The sequence below is a fragment of the Rhizobium sp. L43 genome, from assembly GCF_002531725.1.
In the GTDB taxonomy this organism is placed as follows: Bacteria; Pseudomonadota; Alphaproteobacteria; order Rhizobiales; family Rhizobiaceae; genus Rhizobium.
Genome location: NZ_NWSQ01000006.1, coordinates 182,053 through 197,115, shown reverse-complemented (window position 1 = coordinate 197,115; position 15,063 = coordinate 182,053). Strand labels below are relative to the sequence as shown.

14 protein-coding genes, 1 tRNA gene and 1 pseudogene are annotated in these 15,063 nt (G+C 59.6%); 5 read left to right on the top strand and 11 right to left on the bottom strand.

Annotated elements, in window-relative coordinates; all coding sequences use genetic code 11:
• Nucleotides 1-136: 136 nt before the first annotated feature.
• From CO667_RS10190 to CO667_RS10170, 5 genes and pseudogenes are all read right to left on the bottom strand, one after another.
• Nucleotides 137-2,182: a DCC1-like thiol-disulfide oxidoreductase family protein gene (locus CO667_RS10190; protein WP_097618265.1), complete on the bottom strand. Its 2,046-nt coding sequence runs from the start codon at nucleotides 2,180-2,182 to the stop codon at nucleotides 137-139.
• Between the two features lie 229 nt (nucleotides 2,183-2,411).
• Nucleotides 2,412-2,756: a hypothetical protein gene (locus CO667_RS10185; protein WP_097618264.1), complete on the bottom strand. Its 345-nt coding sequence runs from the start codon at nucleotides 2,754-2,756 to the stop codon at nucleotides 2,412-2,414.
• A gap of 22 nt (nucleotides 2,757-2,778) precedes the next feature.
• Nucleotides 2,779-3,829: pseudogene (locus CO667_RS10180) on the bottom strand (transposase).
• Between the two features lie 283 nt (nucleotides 3,830-4,112).
• A complete protein-coding gene (gene hisN, locus CO667_RS10175; protein WP_097618263.1) occupies nucleotides 4,113-4,886 on the bottom strand; it encodes a histidinol-phosphatase in 774 nt (257 codons plus the stop codon).
• A 275-nt stretch (nucleotides 4,887-5,161) separates the two neighbouring features.
• The gene (locus tag CO667_RS10170) at nucleotides 5,162-6,043 is read right to left on the bottom strand and encodes an N-formylglutamate amidohydrolase (protein WP_097618262.1); all 882 of its coding nucleotides are present in this window, start codon (nucleotides 6,041-6,043) and stop codon (nucleotides 5,162-5,164) included.
• Between the two features lie 189 nt (nucleotides 6,044-6,232).
• Here CO667_RS10170 and cpdR1 point away from each other — a divergent pair, with 189 nt between their 5' ends.
• Nucleotides 6,233-6,595 (top strand): response regulator CpdR1, encoded by a 363-nt coding sequence (cpdR1, locus tag CO667_RS10165; RefSeq protein WP_003542883.1) that lies wholly within the window; start codon nucleotides 6,233-6,235, stop codon nucleotides 6,593-6,595.
• Between the two features lie 83 nt (nucleotides 6,596-6,678).
• Nucleotides 6,679-6,753: transfer RNA gene (locus CO667_RS10160), tRNA-Val, on the top strand.
• A gap of 77 nt (nucleotides 6,754-6,830) precedes the next feature.
• Here the strand turns inward: CO667_RS10160 and CO667_RS10155 are convergent.
• From CO667_RS10155 to CO667_RS10140, 3 genes are all read right to left on the bottom strand, one after another.
• Nucleotides 6,831-7,961: a site-specific integrase gene (locus tag CO667_RS10155; protein ID WP_097618261.1), complete on the bottom strand. Its 1,131-nt coding sequence runs from the start codon at nucleotides 7,959-7,961 to the stop codon at nucleotides 6,831-6,833.
• A 196-nt stretch (nucleotides 7,962-8,157) separates the two neighbouring features.
• On the bottom strand, nucleotides 8,158-8,412 hold the full coding sequence (locus CO667_RS10145; RefSeq protein ID WP_097618260.1) for a hypothetical protein: 255 nt from the start codon (nucleotides 8,410-8,412) through the stop codon (nucleotides 8,158-8,160).
• Entirely contained in the window at nucleotides 8,409-8,912 is a 504-nt protein-coding gene (locus CO667_RS10140) for a hypothetical protein (protein ID WP_097618259.1), read from the bottom strand. Before CO667_RS10140 ends, CO667_RS10145 begins: the two co-directional genes overlap by 4 nt.
• A gap of 327 nt (nucleotides 8,913-9,239) precedes the next feature.
• Between CO667_RS10140 and CO667_RS10130 the strand changes: the two genes are divergently transcribed.
• Genes CO667_RS10130 through CO667_RS10120 form a run of 3 tightly spaced genes read left to right on the top strand, consistent with a single transcriptional unit; the run spans nucleotide 9,240 to nucleotide 10,718 of the window.
• On the top strand, nucleotides 9,240-9,959 hold the full coding sequence (locus CO667_RS10130; protein ID WP_097618257.1) for an Arc family DNA-binding protein: 720 nt from the start codon (nucleotides 9,240-9,242) through the stop codon (nucleotides 9,957-9,959).
• A 26-nt stretch (nucleotides 9,960-9,985) separates the two neighbouring features.
• Nucleotides 9,986-10,372 carry a hypothetical protein gene (locus CO667_RS10125; protein WP_143540708.1) on the top strand — a complete coding sequence of 129 codons (387 nt, stop codon included), beginning with the start codon at nucleotides 9,986-9,988 and terminating at the stop codon, nucleotides 10,370-10,372.
• Nucleotides 10,362-10,718, top strand: a complete 357-nt coding sequence (locus CO667_RS10120) for a hypothetical protein (RefSeq protein ID WP_097618255.1) — start codon at nucleotides 10,362-10,364, stop codon at nucleotides 10,716-10,718. Before CO667_RS10125 ends, CO667_RS10120 begins: the two co-directional genes overlap by 11 nt.
• Nucleotides 10,719-10,902: 184 nt before the next feature.
• Here the strand turns inward: CO667_RS10120 and CO667_RS10115 are convergent, their stop codons facing one another.
• The 3 genes from CO667_RS10115 to CO667_RS10105 are packed head-to-tail and all read right to left on the bottom strand — an operon-like array spanning nucleotide 10,903 to nucleotide 15,058.
• Nucleotides 10,903-11,574, bottom strand: a complete 672-nt coding sequence (locus CO667_RS10115) for a hypothetical protein (RefSeq protein ID WP_097618254.1) — start codon at nucleotides 11,572-11,574, stop codon at nucleotides 10,903-10,905.
• 15 nt (nucleotides 11,575-11,589) lie between these two features.
• Nucleotides 11,590-14,628: a hypothetical protein gene (locus CO667_RS10110; protein ID WP_097618253.1), complete on the bottom strand. Its 3,039-nt coding sequence runs from the start codon at nucleotides 14,626-14,628 to the stop codon at nucleotides 11,590-11,592.
• Nucleotides 14,618-15,058 (bottom strand): hypothetical protein, encoded by a 441-nt coding sequence (locus CO667_RS10105; RefSeq protein WP_097618252.1) that lies wholly within the window; start codon nucleotides 15,056-15,058, stop codon nucleotides 14,618-14,620. Before CO667_RS10105 ends, CO667_RS10110 begins: the two co-directional genes overlap by 11 nt.
• Nucleotides 15,059-15,063: the final 5 nt, after the last annotated feature.

Genomic DNA, 15,063 nt, shown 5'->3' with positions numbered 1-15,063 from the left:
TAACAAGAAGCCGGAGCAGAAAAAGTCCTTTTGGTCATCGCAGCAAAAACGGTTCAGGATTAGCGAACTCGCCTCCCTAGTCCTGATGAAAGATGATTGTATATGGACGGCCGCCCCTCAAACGTTGACAGTTCCGCTAAAACGTCACTTCGCAAACCAGTCGTCTCTCGCTCGCCATATATCGGCCCCGCAGTAGCAAATCCACGCTGGGTAGCGGCTCCACGTACTGACGATAAATGAGGGTCTCACCGTTTAAATGTCCGTTTTCGCCAAGGTAGCTGACCTGCTGGCGAAACGCTTCAAATTGGCAGCCCTCCTTCCCGATTACCCCGCGCCTGAACGCCACAGTGTACCCAAAATAGACCCGGTCCGATCTGTGAGCAGCTAGACGTTTCCCGTCCTCGGAGAATATTGGAAGAAGCTGTTCGAGGCCGTCCTTGGTCTTCTTGCTGAGGGTAAACCAGTTCTCAGCCATCCGAAGATCGGTAGAATTAAACACGTCGATTGGACCGACCCCGTAGATAGCAGCTGCGTTCGTCGGCGCCGCAACGGATCTCTGGATTTTCCGCAGGACCGTCGGAGGGTTCTTCACCAGGTACGGCAGAGGAAGCGAGATAACAAAGCATGCCAGCAAAATCATTACATGACAGAAGACGGTGGAGATCGGATCACCCGGGACGATGTCCTTGTGGACCATCTGGCCCGTTGGCAACAGCGTATACTCTGGCTTTGGCGTAGGGATTTGACAGACGCCGAACATCCTCGTCCGACGCTCGGCAACGAACCTGTACACTGCCGGTCCGCCCAAATATCGACCGACTATGAGCAACGGATGAAGCGGCAGCAAAAGGAACACGTGCTTCGATAAAAGCACATAGAACTCGTAACCTTTGACGGCATTCCCGCTGCTGACGTCGACAGCGTAAAGGTCCTTTCGTGCATCATCTGGATCGATGCCGACTTCGATAAGCCAAGGAATGTTCTTGGACAACGGCTTAAGGTGGACTCGCCTGAAGAGATCGACGGCCTTTACGAACGTCACCGTTCTATCGCACAGATTGCAGCGGTCATCGTACGCCACCTGCAGCCTGTTTGCGCCACTGATGAATGTCTTGGTCCAAAACAAGGCGGCCAGGAACAGGAACTCGAATTGGGCTAGCCACCCGAGCTGGAGGAGGAATAGGCTCAACCCGAAGAACAGCAAGCCCCACATGATTACATATTTGCGAAACACTCCGCCGAGAAGCACAAACGGAAGCAGCAGAAGATACCACGGCAACATCGCCCAGAGCGATACGCGCGCCAGGAAAACCGGGATCGGGCCTTGCGAAAGCAGCCAGCTAAACTCACTCGAATATCTGGACATGAAGTTATTGGTGAGCAGCAGTGGGCCAGCCGAACCTGACATCCAGGCAGGCTCGCCCAAATGGATCGAAAGCGAGTACAGGCACACGCACCAGTAACAGGCGAGCGTCATCAACTTTGCGAGCTGCAGCCCGGATTCACTTGGCAAACCGTTGTCATAGTAGAACGCTGAGATGACCTTGCACGCGAACGTGCCTCTTTTCATAAGCAGCCGGTCCAGCGAAAAATTCGCTCCGGCGTTTGCGAAAATCAGAAGCACTGAAAGCATCGCTGCGATCCAGTTTCCCAATGTGGATGTGCGGAGCAGTATGTCTCCCATCTGCCACTGAAAAACGATCAGGTACACGAGAGCGTACTGCGTCAGCAGACCCGCTGTCACCAAGACGCCGCAGAGCAATCCCATCATAGCAGTCAACCAAATCGATGGCTGCGCCCAGTCCGAAGGCTCAAGATAGGAGATCACCCAGAAGGCGCGCTCGATCATGAAGAGCCCAAATACTATTCGGATCAGCGCGAATTTCGGTGCTTCCTCCTCTGGATTTGATACGAAGGCCCCGCGTCTAGCGAGCCAATCCGCAAGACCACTTAGGACGACTGCGGCCTTCACTCTAACTACGGGGTGGATGCCGAGTACGAACAAACCGATCAGCAGCGGGAAAAAGCCAAAAAAGCGCTTCGCGAACCAGTCCCAAGTTCCGGTAAGAGCGACCAGGGAAAGAGCAATGATGAATATCAGGCTGGTTACGAGGATCCCTTTGCTGCGGCGCACGTTTGAAAGGGACTCCACGCCCGCTGATATATCCGTCGCATCAACCATGCCCAACCGTCGCCTTCGATTTCTTCGCTAAGTTCTCATTTGGGGCGTACCGTTCAGCGCCCTGGAGCTTAGCGCCTCCTGCTTCCATGACCTCTGTCCAAGCGAACGCTTACTTTAGAATCGAGCGAAGCTCAAGGCACGACCGCGGAAGCCAATCGCCGCCAAGTGGCCAACTACGGCAACTAAGCCGGACTGGTGGCGAACTCGGCCGGGATCGGGCCCTTCCTCTTTAGCAGGCTGTTGAAGAAATCTCTGCTTTTGCTTTGAGAATGGCCACGTCGCTATATTTGTATGCGAAAGTGATCTCGATCGAGCCATCATCGAGCAGTTCGGCATGACCGTCGCCCGAGACCTCGTCCATTTCGTCAAATCCGGACCATGTGAATGAGATCATGGACTGACTGTAGCCGAGATCCAGCGTGGCTTGCATTGCGCCAAAAGCAATTTCGCCATGTCCATTGGCCCCGATGATGATCGTGGCGGGTTCGCAGAGGTCGATATAATCCCGATCCCACAGATCGGCCTCAATGATCCGCCAGCGGCCAAGCAGGCGGTAGTTCGAGGCCGCGCTCATGAGTCCGCCTGAAGAACGACGATTAGCCGAGTGGGGGATCGAGTTTGACGCTTTGGGTAGCCAGAACTGCCCAGATAATGGCGATGCAAAAGCTGATCCATGCGAGGATGCGGCGGAAGTTATAACCCACGGCTGCGAGGACGGCGTTGGCGGCGTCGCCGATGGTTCTGCCAAGATGATTGCGGCCCATTCGGTGGTCTTCTTTCAAATGTCCGATGACAGGCTCGATGGCTGAACGTCGTCGCATCTGACGTTTGATGAGGTTGGTCATGCCGCGTTGCATTCGACCTCCGGAGCGTGCAGGCTGAAGACACGAAGGTCCGCGTCCTCGGCCATGCCCTTGACGCGGTTGAGGTTGCGGTTTCTGGCATGGACCCGTCTGGCCAGCATCAGTTCGTGGGCGACCGCCGCTTCAAAGCTCAGCGTCGCCGTTTGTCTTGCGCACCATGTCGCGAATGACCCGGCCGAGATAGGTCTTGAGGGTTCTCAGCGCCTTGCCTGCCCGCTTGAACTGCTTGGCGCGCGCATATCTCTGATGCTTGATCAGAGCGATCTTGCCGACCCGGGCGTAGGACTGGCGAAGCTCGATCCCAAGCGTGTTGGCCAACCGCACCAGCCGCTCACGCGAGCGATGCATCAGCCGGGCATCGGTCGGATGGGCGACGGCCTTCGGCTGGACCGTCGTATCGACGATCGCCGCGGTGAAGTCGACGGGCTTGGCCGCTCCGGTGCGCACCGCCGCGGCAAGATTTTCCTGAAGCAGGGCGTTCAGTTTCTCCTCGCCCATCCTTTGGCGCCAGCGCGTCATCGACGAACGGTCGAACGGCAGGTCGTGACGGAAGAACCCCTCGCCGCAGAACAGTTGGTAATAGGGATTCTCTACCCAGCGTTCGCACAATGCCTCATCAGACAGGTCGTGCATCGATTTGAGAATGGCAAGCCCCCGCCATCAACCGGGTGGGCAGCGGCGAATGGCCGGGGGCATCCGTATAGACCTCCCCGCAGCGCTCTTCCAAAAACCGCCAGTCGATCGCCCGACGGAGCCGAGCCAGCGCATGTTTCATATCGACGATCTGATCGAGCCGTGCCCGGAAAAGATCATTCTGCCCGCTGTCTCACCACTCCTTCGGAAGCATCCCAACGCTCCATGAAACCACCGTCCGAACAGAGAGAATCACGTTTTTCCCGGGAGCGCAATTTGCAAGTTTCTCCGAAAGCAAAGCTCACAAACTTGCAAAAACCAATACTTCGGAACGTCCCAGAAGACCGCCAGGTCAATGCGTTACGCATTCTCACAGGCGACGCAGGCCGGGATCAGCGCGTTGTGGCAAGGCATCCGCGCGGCCGACGCCGGGATCAGCGCTGCAGGATGGCGATCGCCTGCTCGTAGACCGCCCGGCTTCCGGCGGCTATGATCGAGCCGCCATTCTCAGGCCGCCCCCCGTCCCAGGTGGTGATGATGCCGCCCGCCCCCTCGATGACGGGAATGATCCCGCCGACATCATAGGGCTTCAGGCTGTTCTCGATGACGAGATCGATATGGCCGGCGGCAAGCAGCGCATAGGCGTAGCAGTCGCAGCCGTAGCGGAAGAGCCGCACCTGGCTCTCGATCTCGCGGTATTTCTCCATCTCCTCGCCGGCAAAGAGATGCGGCGAGGTGGTGAACAGGATGGCATTCGAAAGCGCATCGCATTGGCGCGTCTTAAGCCACCGTTCCCCCTCCGGTCCGGTATAGATCGAGCCGTTCTGGTCGGCGAAATAGCGCTCGCCGGTAAAGGGCTGCTCGATCATGCCCATGATCGCCCGGCCCTGTTTCTGCAGGCCGATCAGCGTCCCCCACACCGGCACGCCGGAGATGAAGGCGCGCGTACCGTCGATCGGATCGATCACCCAGACATATTCGCGGTCGAGCCCGACATTGCCGTGTTCCTCGCCGAGAATGCCGTGGCCGGGGAAATTCTCCTCGATCAGCGCCCGGATGGCGAGTTCGGCTGCCCGGTCGCCCTCCGTCACCGGATCGAAACCGGAGGAAAGCTTGTTCGTGACATCGAGACCGGAGCGGAAGCGCGGCAGCGTCTCGGCTCGGGCGGCCTCCGCCAGGCGGTTGAAGAACGAACGGTCAGGAAGCATGATTTATCCGTTTGGCTGGCGGGAATGGTGCTTTTCATAGCGAAAAGCAACGGGAATGCAAACGCAGCAAGCAATTCCAGCGACGCTGCCCAAAGATGTCGCAGCGCAATATATTGCTTGACATTTGTGCAATGCAATAGTAGCGTCCTTCGTACAGTCTTCTGACTGTAAATACCCTCCTTGGGTGTTTCCTCCCTAGACTTAGGCCGCCTCACGGCGGTCTTTTTTTGGCCGGGAAGACGGCGGCCAGGGGTCAGGGAAATCGAAAAAGAGATTTATTCGGCTGCCAGCGCCCGATCGCCGGCGAATTTCTCGACGTAATCCGCCATCTGCTGCATGAAGGCGGTGACGGCATCGGCCACTGCGGCAAAATCCTCGCGTTTCTCCAGCGTCACTTCATCGACATAGATCGCCCGGTTCACCTCGATCTGCAGCGCATGCAGGCCGCGCGAAGGCCGGCCGTAATGCTCGGTGATGAAGCCGCCGGCATAGGGCTTGTTGCGGATCGCCGCGAAGCCCATTTCCTCGAGGATAGCGATGGCCGCGCGAGACAGTTCGGCCGAGGCGCTGGTGCCGTAGCGATCGCCGATGATGAAATCGGGCCGCGCGGTACAGCCGGCGACGCGCACATTGCCGGGCATCGAGTGGCAGTCGATCAGCACGCCGAAGCCGAACTGCACATGCGTTCGCGCGATCAGCCGGCGCAGCGTCGCATGATAGGGCTTGTAGACCGCTTCGACCCGATCGAGCCCCTCCTGCACCGGCAGGCGTCGCGCATAGATCTCCATGTTCTCGGCGACGATGCGCGGAATGGTGCCGAGCCCGCCGGCGACCCTCAGCGAATTGACATTGGCATAGGGCGGCAGCAGCCCGTCGAACATGCGCGGATCGAGCTCGTAGGGCTCGCGATTGACGTCGAGATAGGCGCGCGGAAAGTTGGCTGCCAAGAGCGGCGCACCGAGTGCGACCGCCGAGCCGAAGAGCTCATCGACGTAATGATCCTCGGAACGGCGGATGGCGATGCCCTCGAGCCTGGACTGGGCAATAAATTCCGGTGGATAAATGCGGCCGCTATGGGGAGAATTATAGACGAAGGGAATGGTCTGCGACACGGGCTCATGAACCTCAAAAAGCTCGTATTCGCGTATTTCCGGCACTTTCGGCCCTCTTTACCATGTCATGAACTGACTGCTTTGCCCATGTTGCCAGTTGCCCGGCCTCAAGTCCATACTATGTAGAAGGGATGGCGGTCGCGCACAGGCAATTCACCGGTTGTTTACCGGGCAAAGACTAGTGTAAACGGCGGGCAAGCCCACCCAAAACCTATTGATCAGCGGTCTGGATTGATGACTCAGAAGATACTTCTCGCCGAAGACGACAACGACATGCGCCGCTTCCTGGTGAAAGCGCTCGAAAAGGCCGGTTACAAGGTCCTTTCTTATGACAATGGCGCCAGCGCCTATGACCGGCTGCGCGAGGAACCGTTTTCCCTGCTGCTGACCGACATCGTCATGCCCGAGATGGACGGCATCGAGCTGGCGCGCCGCGCCACCGAACTCGACCCCGACCTGAAGGTGATGTTCATCACCGGTTTCGCCGCCGTGGCGCTGAACCCTGATTCGAAGGCGCCGAAGGATGCCAAGGTCCTTTCCAAGCCTTTCCACCTGCGTGATCTCGTCGACGAGGTCAACAAAATGCTTGCCGCGTAAGGCTTGCCGGCCGGATGTCACAAAACTGAAAAAAGCCTATTGACGGCTCCGAAGGTTTTGTGATCTATGCGCCGCCATCGGATGGGCGTGTAGCTCAGCGGGAGAGCACTACGTTGACATCGTAGGGGTCACAGGTTCGATCCCTGTCACGCCCACCATCCGATCTCCTTGACCCGCAAGGAGAATTTGCCGAGAGGCTGATCGATGATATCTCGTCTTTCATAGCCTTGCCCATTTATCGCCCACGAAACCGCGATTTTGCGGCTTCCTTGCTGCCGGTTGAGTGGTGTCCGTAAGTGTCTCTGATCACCTTCTCCGAGGTGCCCAGGAAGCCGGCGACATCCCAGATCGTTTCACCCGCATTCAGTAGCCAGGTCGCGCATGTGTGCCGCAAAACATGGGGCACGACATCCCGGCCGAGGCCAGCACGATCGCGAGCATTGTTGAAGCCCGTCTTCATCTTGGCGATCATTTCGCCGTTGTATTCGATCGGACCCGAGATCGACTGCTTGCGCCAGATGTGAAGATGATTGAGCAGCCGGAGCGGGATACGCAGCGGCGGGCGGCGCTTGTTTGTCTCCGCTTCACCATCGGCTTTGCGGTAAAGAATTTCGTCGTCGAGGTCGATCCAGCCGCCGGCGCTGTTCGTTCGCTGCCAACGAAGCTTCAACGTCGCATCGTGCCGCGTGCCTGTGTAGAGGCAGATGAGGATAAAGCGCGCCACGTGATATTGCGGCCGGTGCATCCGGCACCATCCGCCTGGCTGGCGTGTGACAACATCGCAATAGGCCGGTACATATCCCAGCGCACCGCCGATGAGCCGGGCGACTTCGGTGCGCGAAAGATAACGGACCCGCGCCGGCGCCTTCTTCCCGAGGTTCAGCTTGACGGGATAGAGCAGTTTTTTCTCGTCGTAGGCAAAATTTAATGCCGACTGAAGCGTCTCCAGCTCCCGCCGCGCGGTCGACTCTTGCACCGGCCTGGGACCAATTTGTCCGGACTGGCGAAGTTTGCGATAGTCGCGACACGCCTTCGCGTCGACCTCTGAAACCATCTTGCCGCCGAAGAATGGGTTGAGCCGCAGCATATGATACCCGATCAACTTGGGATTTTTCGTGGAATCAGCGTGCTCCTCGACGTAGTAGAGCATGACATCCGCCACGGCTACGGTCTCTGGCTCGCCCTTCCGGAAGTCCGGCTTGTGCCGCCTTGCGAGGTATTGCTCGAGCGCCCGGTCAGCGCCAGCGACATCCTCTGCAGGGCATCCTGTGCTGACTTCGTTTGATCCGTCGAGGATGACCCAGACGGCCGGCCGGCCGGCGCGTTCGCGGAGGTACTTGCGGACCCCGAGTGATTTTCGCGGCATTCGTCCCTCATCCGCTTGATATAGTTCAACGTGGTGTAGACCTTCCCGGCGATGCGCTCGAACGCCAGGCGGCCGCGCTCTATTTCCCGTTTGAGGCCATGCTCGGTCATCGAGCCATCTGGAAACGCCAGCTCGGCAGCGACCTTCAAACGGAGAGGCGCGTCATCGTCGACGCGCCCGATTTCAGCGGAGAGTTTCATTTGGGAGGTTTCCTTTCATCCGCCAGGCGCAGCGCATCGAACTCAGGCAACGCATCTTCGATCTCGGATACGATATCGCTCAACAGGCGCGAAGAAGCGTCTGTGATCCGCGACAACCGGTGGAGCTCGTCGGGATCTTGAGCGCCAGACTCCGCCAGGCGCTCGAGCTGACCAGAAAGGATTGTCAATATCGCCTGGACTTCCAAGCTGATATTGATCGCCTCTCTCAGAGGATCGTGCGGCGCCGTCATGTTGCACCGCCTTCCAGCTTCCGGAGGATGGTGGCGGGGGCGATCATCTCCCGCGGGGCAATCCGTTTGCCGTCCCAGATGAAGGAGCCCCAGAGTGTGAACTGCTTGTTGTACTTGGATTGCACACGCTCGATCCAGTAGACACCCGCCGCATAATAGTGACCGTTCGCCTCGACCTCATAGAGGCCGTCGCCGTCAAAGACATTGCGCGGCGGTTTTTTGACACTGACGAAAACGGTGGAGCCACCATCGGCATGCAACATCCGAATCCCATCCACGATCGGGAAATCCGGATGCATCCGCGCAAGGATGTTCTTCAGCTGGCCGATGCAGGCCTCGGCCTGCTGCTCGAGGGTCAGCGTCACCTGGGGGATGTCCCCAGGTGACGCTTCAGCCGCGGCCGGCAATGCGGCGGCGATGCCGGCGGCGGCGAACTGGAAGAGGTCCCGGCGGGAAACGCTTGCGCCCCGGCCGTCACCTGATGTATATTCGTCCTGCATTTAAGATCCTTTCTTATGCAAGAAAAAGCCGAAGCGGAGTTTCCTAGGCCCGCGCTTCGGCTTTTTTCGTTTCTGGGTTTTCGTCGAAGATCCTGCTTAACTGAAACACAATCTCGGAATTCATCGACCGTCCGTTCCGCTGAGCGGAAGTTTTGATCTGGGCTCTAAGATCGCTCGGCAACCGAAGAGGATATTGCTCTGAAGTGCGGCTCTGCTGTATCACCGAACCCTCCCATGGATAATATCACGGTGAATGTGATATCACGGTGAAGCGATTGACGTCAATGCCGTCGTATCACAGTGATACGGAAAACTTTGGGGAAAACCATGGCAGAGAGCAGACCCGGCCGAGGCGCAGATCAATTCATCCTTCGTTTTCCCGATGGGATGCGTGACAGGATTCGAGCCGCCGCAGAGGTTAGCGGGCGATCGATGAACTCGGAGATCGTCCAGCGCCTGGCGTCGTCTTTCGAGGCCGCCGATACACTCAGGCTGGACTTGCCTGGGGACCTCTGGAACGCCCTAATGGCGGACGCGGCAATGAACGATCGCCAAATGGACGAGCGCGCAATTCAGATATTGATGGCGGCCTATGACGAAACGTCGGAATACACGACAACGCTGAGCAAGGTGTTGGCGACGACTGAGGAAAACACGAACCTCTCCGAACGCCTCGAGCAGTTGAGACAACAGCAGGATGTCGACTTTCTGCTGTACTACAGCAAGGTTGTCCAGCTCGGCCAGTTCGCAAAGTCTATTCTAAATGTGGACAACATCCCGGCCGAGATCCGGGAGACTGCGCGCCAGCTTGGCGACCTCGCCGGCGCGGAAGTGACGACGCTGAGGCAGCGACATGAAGAGGCCCTCTTCAAGGAAAAGCGGGCTGGTCACTCGCGAGATTTGGACCGGGAAACCGCAGGGCGGCTGCGCGATGAGGAACTCAAATTGAGCGGCCAGAAGAACCTGGAGAAGGTGCGAGAGCGGGCAAAGCAACGGCGCGAAGCGGTGTATGCGAGAGCCGAGAAATCCAAACCCAAGAGTGCATAGGTCGGGCACAGTAAGGGAGGTAACAGGTGACGGAAGAGCGCTCTTCGTTTAGTTTTCCAACATACGCTTCGGCAGTCGAAAGGATGGGTACAAAGAGCATTCTTTCCCCGTTGCTGTGGATAGCGGTTCCATCCTTCGCTTTCACTATCATCGGCGCATATCTCATGCCTGACATGCGGACTTTGCTTGTGTATTCGGCAATTGGCCTCCTGGTCTATGTCCTTCTCGCTTACATGTATTTTGCGCTCCGAGAACCCGATCGCCTTCAGTCGGAAGAGTTCAGGATCGATTCACGTCGGATTGAGCTACTAGGCCAGCAAGGCAGCGATATTCCGGTTTTAGATCTGCAAGCGGAGCAAGTGAAAAACACTTATCTACCGGAAAATACGGAGGAAAAAGCCCATGGAGGTTAAAGCCTACATTCTGACCTTCTTCGCTCCCGGCCTAGAAATTTCGAGAGTGAATGGAGCGATCCTTAACAGCCCTTATTTGCTCAAGTATTGGAACTATCTTCCAGGCGTCTACTGCCTGACGAGCGCTCACCCGATCGGCGAGCTTCGTGCGCATTTCGAGCCGCTCTTTGGCTACTCAAATTTCCTGATCGCAGAAATCAACCCGTTCAATATCGACGGCCGCCTTTCTAGTTCGGAGGCCTGGAAATGGTTTTACACCGCGTTTGAACCAGTCGGGCCACCACAGCAGGCTTTACCCGGTAGCGAAGCGAACCGGCTGATAGTCGAGGCCTTGAGGAAAAAGTAGGCGTTAGTTTCGGGTCCGCTCGTCTCGCCGAAAAGCGTTTCAGCCGAGAACGCTTTCTGCAAATTTCCAAAGCGCGGACATTTGCGGCGGTTTTCCGCCTGAAACCGTTTTCGTCATCAACGGTTTTCGGGCGACGAAAAAAGGTATGAGACGAAAACCTTTTTTGCGTCTCGACGCTAATTTCCTAATTTAGCCCTGAGAGCCGCGCGGGCGCTCCCGGCGCCTCCGGCGCGAGGCCGAACATGTAAACGATGATTGCGCTTTGCTCCAGCATCGTGAGCCGCGAAGCAGCCTCCTCCTCTACAGGGTCGCCGGCACGTCCAAGGCCGGCCGCGATAAGGGCATTCAGAGCCGGTTCGGAGCTGTCGAGCAGCTGGTCGGTCGAAATGGTTTCATCCAGGAAGCACATGAAATCTGGAAAGCGGCGGACCAGCGCCATCGCCAGTTGAGGTGACAAGGGTCTGACCTCGAGCTTCACGCCTCGCAATCGGATTCTCTTCCTTCCGTTGCGCCACTCCTTGAGTATCTTCAGATCGAGGTTTTTTAACGTAAGGTCGAGCGCCGCCCCGATAATCTCAGCCTGTTCATCCCGCGTCAGCCGGTCAACCGCGGCCTCCTGCGCCGGATCGCCGCCATGGCCGAGGCAGGTCGCGACCAGGGCGTGTCGCGATGCCGGCGAGGTCGAAACAAGCGGCATTCCCGGCACCTCTTCCCGCCCCAAGACCTTCACCAGATCCAGGTGAGGGAAACGCCGCCCCAGCCGTTTTGAATCGGCGATCGTCAACGCCCGGGCCGTCAGCTCGGCGCCGCGGATATAGAACGGATGCGTGAGCTTGCTCAATTTCGAAAGGGTCATTGCAGATCAGCCCCGCTATGCCCAGCTCGGCTTCTTGCCGGCACTGCGCAGGCCCTGTCGGGCCACATGCTTCGCCAGGCGGTCGGCGACATCCTCAGGCGCCATCAGTTGGTAGGTCTGGTTCGCAATCGTGAGGTTTATCGGCCGCCCGCCAGATGCTGCCACGGCCCCGCCCTCGGCAAAGGCCGGCACCAGTTGCGGCATACTCATTCCGCTGGTCAGCCCGGAGACGAACCCGCCACCTGCAAGCTTCAGGCCATCGAACAAGTCGGGCGGCAGCCGCATGCCGTTGAGCAATGCAAAGAGCCTGGAGCCGTATCTCCGCACCGCGCGCGCCCGGACCACGAACTCTCCGACGGACAACCGGGCCGGTATCGAGTCACTGGTCGACGTGCCGGGACCACTCACGCGGCCGCCGCTCGCAAATCGCCCGACAAAGCCGCCAGTCGCCAGTCCATTGCCGGCATTCGACGACGCTGCCTTCGCCCTAGTGGCTGCCGCCTCCGCCCGCGCCGCCAAGGATTCCAGCGTCGCAACGGCGCTCTGCAGCTGCGCCACCGTCGAGCGCACCGAGGCCAGCATCGCGTCGAACTGAGAGCGGACGGCCGAGGTCATGCGCTCCAAGATCTCGGCAATCTTCGTCGCCAGATTTTCGAACGGCGAAACCAGAGAATCGCCGAGCGCGGCGCCACCCTCGGCCGCCGCCGTTTGGACAGTCTGCAGCGCCGTGGTGACGGACACTGGCACGGCGACGAGAGCCGCCGCGATCCGGTCGCGCGCCTCTTCGAAGGGCTTGGCCAGCGTATCGGCAATGCCGCCCGTCGGCTGCGCCTGTTGCTGACCGGCGCCATCGGTGCCGCCGGCGCCGCCCTGGCCCTGCTGGACGCCGCCCGAGATCGCCCCCGACACCGCCTGCGGCACTCTGGAAACCTCGGCAATCACGCCGTCGGCCGCCGCTTTCGCCGCAGCAGGAACATCCGACAGCCCCTGCGTCATCGCATCGGCGACGGTCGGCTGGCCCTTCAGCTCGTCGGGCACATGGATGATCAGGTTCGAAACGTCATCATTGACCTTGGCGACGTTCTCGCCGGCCTTCGCGGCACTCTCCGAAACGCCGTCGAGCGACTGCTTGCTGGCATCGGCCGCCTTGGCGACGCCGTCGACCAGGTCGAATGTCTGCTGCACCGGCTTGCCGCCGTCCGAGGAATGAACGGTGATCGTCTTGCCGAGCGCCTCGACCTTCTTCGTCGTCTCGGCCACTTTCTGGCCGGCATCGGCAGTGGCATCGGCAACGACTTTCTGCTGGCCGGCAAAATACTTGGCCCGGAACGCCGCGTCGGTCATCCTGCCTTCGAGCAGCGCGATCGTGTCACTGTCCTTGCGAACCGAGGCGCTCAGTTTTGCGGCGCCGTCGGTGGCCTGCAGCATCTGCCCAGCCAACTTACTCAAGCGCGGGTCGGCAGCACCGAGACGGCTGATACCTTTCTGGAAATCCTCAACCGAAATCGCGCCGGCCTGAAACTGGCGCACCAGGTCGAACATAGGGTCGGCAAGCCGATTGATCAGGCCATCAAAATTTTTGAGACCAGCGCCCGCTTCCTTGAGCACACCCGCGAGAGCCTTCGCCGACTTGTCGAGAGACTCACGCGCTTCCAGCAGCAGTCGGTCCCGCACCTCCTGCGTCATCTTGGCGACCTCAAGGCCGGCCTGTCGGTAGGCCTCCTCAACGCGGGCGACGACGCCTTCATGCTGTTGCATCGCCGCCGTCGCGGCATCGGTCCGCGTCGCCCAGAGCGCGATGCCGGCGGCGACCGCCGTGGCCGCCGCCAGGATCGGATTGCGCATCAGGAGCAGCAGCGCGTCCTTCGCCAGAATGATCGCGGTGTAAAGCACACGGAAGGCGCCGGTTGCCTGGCCCACAGCCAGCGCGATCGCCAGCATCGTGCCGTCGATGTTGATGCCGGTGAAACTTCGCATCGCATCGGCCGCCGTGTCGAGCACCTTCTTGAAGGCCTGCATGGCAGGCACGAAGATATCGGTGATCGCGGCCTTGGCCGATTTGCCGAAGTTAACGACCGCATCGCGCCATTCGAGGATCCAGATGTTCCTGACCGCCTTGTCGTCGCCGGCAAGCGCCGAGATGAAATCCTGGACGATCGGCAGTGCCGTATCGGCAAGGCTGCGGGCAAAGCCGAGGATCGCGTCGCGGTTTGCGATCAGCACGTCGCGCAGCCGCGCCGCCGCGGCGGTGATCGTCGGTGCGAACAGCAGGCCGAGCTGGTTGCTGATCCCCTGGCTGGCGCGGGAAACCTCAGACAGCGTGTCGCCCATGGCGTCGCCGATTTCCTTCTGCGCGTCGCTAAAGACGATGCCGAGCTTTTCGGCCTGCACCCCCGTGTCGATCAGCCCCTGCTTGCCAGAGTTGAGGAAGGGTATCAGCGATGCACCGGACTTGCCGAACAGATCGATCGCCAGCGCTGACTTCCTGGCGCCGTCCGGCAGCTTCGCGAACGCGCCGGCGAGATCCTGCACGATCGCCTCGGTCGGCCGCAGCCGCCCCTGCGCATCTTTGATCGATACGCCGAGCGAGGAGAACTTGGCCTGCGCATCCTTGCCGCCGGCCGCTGCTTCTATAAGCGCCTTGTTGAGCTTCGACATCGCCGCGCCGAACGCCTCGGCCGCCACATCGTTTTGCTCGGCGGCGAAGGCGAGGCGGCCATAGGCGTCGATCTGCAAACCGGCCGCCTGGGCTGCCTTGCCGGCAGCGTCGGCAGCATCGGCGCCGCTCTTGGCGATGTTGGTGAGGCCGGCGGCCGCGGCTGTCGTCACCGTCGCAACCCCGGCAAAGGCGAGCGCCAGGCGCCGCCCCGCAGCCTGCAGGCTATTGCCGAAGGCATTGAGGCTTTGCCCGAACTTGGCGAAATCCGCCTGGGCGGCCGCCTTGCTGATCCTGTCGAACGCCTTTTCGCCGGCATCGCCGAGCTGCTTGAGCTGCGCCTTGACTTCCTTGCCGCCGTCGAGGGAGATGCGCTGTTTGATCGTCTTACGTGCCATTGATCAATCCACCTTGAATTAGCGTTAAAACCGGAGGGGCAGGTTTCAGGACGAAATGAAACGAGAAGGCCAGCCCACCGAGATGATCCCCAAATATCGAGTGGCCGCCCGATCGCTCTGAGGGCACATCCTGAAACTGGCCGCCTTGGCCATCTTTCGTCAGCGCCTTCAACTGAGCGTCGGTCTCGATCGCGTTGATCACCCCCGCCCTGACCTGGTTGACATCCGCCCAGTTCGCGACGACTGCATAGGCTTTTGGTGTCATGGTCACGACACCTGGCGTGGTCGAAATCAGATCGCTGCCGGCAACCAGCTCGTCGTCGGTAGCGACGAACCATTCCTTGGTCACGACAAACCATTCCTCGACGCCTTCGACCGCGGCGCCGACCGCCACCAGGCGAGCGAGAATCTGTTCGCGTCTGTCGATCATTGGTA

What these genes read in the sequence shown, in the direction of transcription:
- hisN (WP_097618263.1), bottom strand. Translation starts at nt 4,886, where the DNA reads ATGCTTCCTGACCGTTCGTTCTTCAACCGCCTGGCGGAGGCCGCCCGA.
- CO667_RS10140 (WP_097618259.1), bottom strand. Translation starts at nt 8,912, where the DNA reads ATGCAGGACGAATATACATCAGGTGACGGCCGGGGCGCAAGCGTTTCC.
- CO667_RS10185 (WP_097618264.1), bottom strand. Translation starts at nt 2,756, where the DNA reads ATGAGCGCGGCCTCGAACTACCGCCTGCTTGGCCGCTGGCGGATCATT.
- CO667_RS10115 (WP_097618254.1), bottom strand. Translation starts at nt 11,574, where the DNA reads ATGACCCTTTCGAAATTGAGCAAGCTCACGCATCCGTTCTATATCCGC.
- CO667_RS10110 (WP_097618253.1), bottom strand. Translation starts at nt 14,628, where the DNA reads ATGGCACGTAAGACGATCAAACAGCGCATCTCCCTCGACGGCGGCAAG.
- CO667_RS10120 (WP_097618255.1), top strand. Translation starts at nt 10,362, where the DNA reads ATGGAGGTTAAAGCCTACATTCTGACCTTCTTCGCTCCCGGCCTAGAA.
- CO667_RS10130 (WP_097618257.1), top strand. Translation starts at nt 9,240, where the DNA reads ATGGCAGAGAGCAGACCCGGCCGAGGCGCAGATCAATTCATCCTTCGT.
- CO667_RS10190 (WP_097618265.1), bottom strand. Translation starts at nt 2,182, where the DNA reads ATGGTTGATGCGACGGATATATCAGCGGGCGTGGAGTCCCTTTCAAAC.
- CO667_RS10105 (WP_097618252.1), bottom strand. Translation starts at nt 15,058, where the DNA reads ATGATCGACAGACGCGAACAGATTCTCGCTCGCCTGGTGGCGGTCGGC.
- CO667_RS10145 (WP_097618260.1), bottom strand. Translation starts at nt 8,412, where the DNA reads ATGACGGCGCCGCACGATCCTCTGAGAGAGGCGATCAATATCAGCTTG.
- CO667_RS10155 (WP_097618261.1), bottom strand. Translation starts at nt 7,961, where the DNA reads ATGCCGCGAAAATCACTCGGGGTCCGCAAGTACCTCCGCGAACGCGCC.
- cpdR1 (WP_003542883.1), top strand. Translation starts at nt 6,233, where the DNA reads ATGACTCAGAAGATACTTCTCGCCGAAGACGACAACGACATGCGCCGC.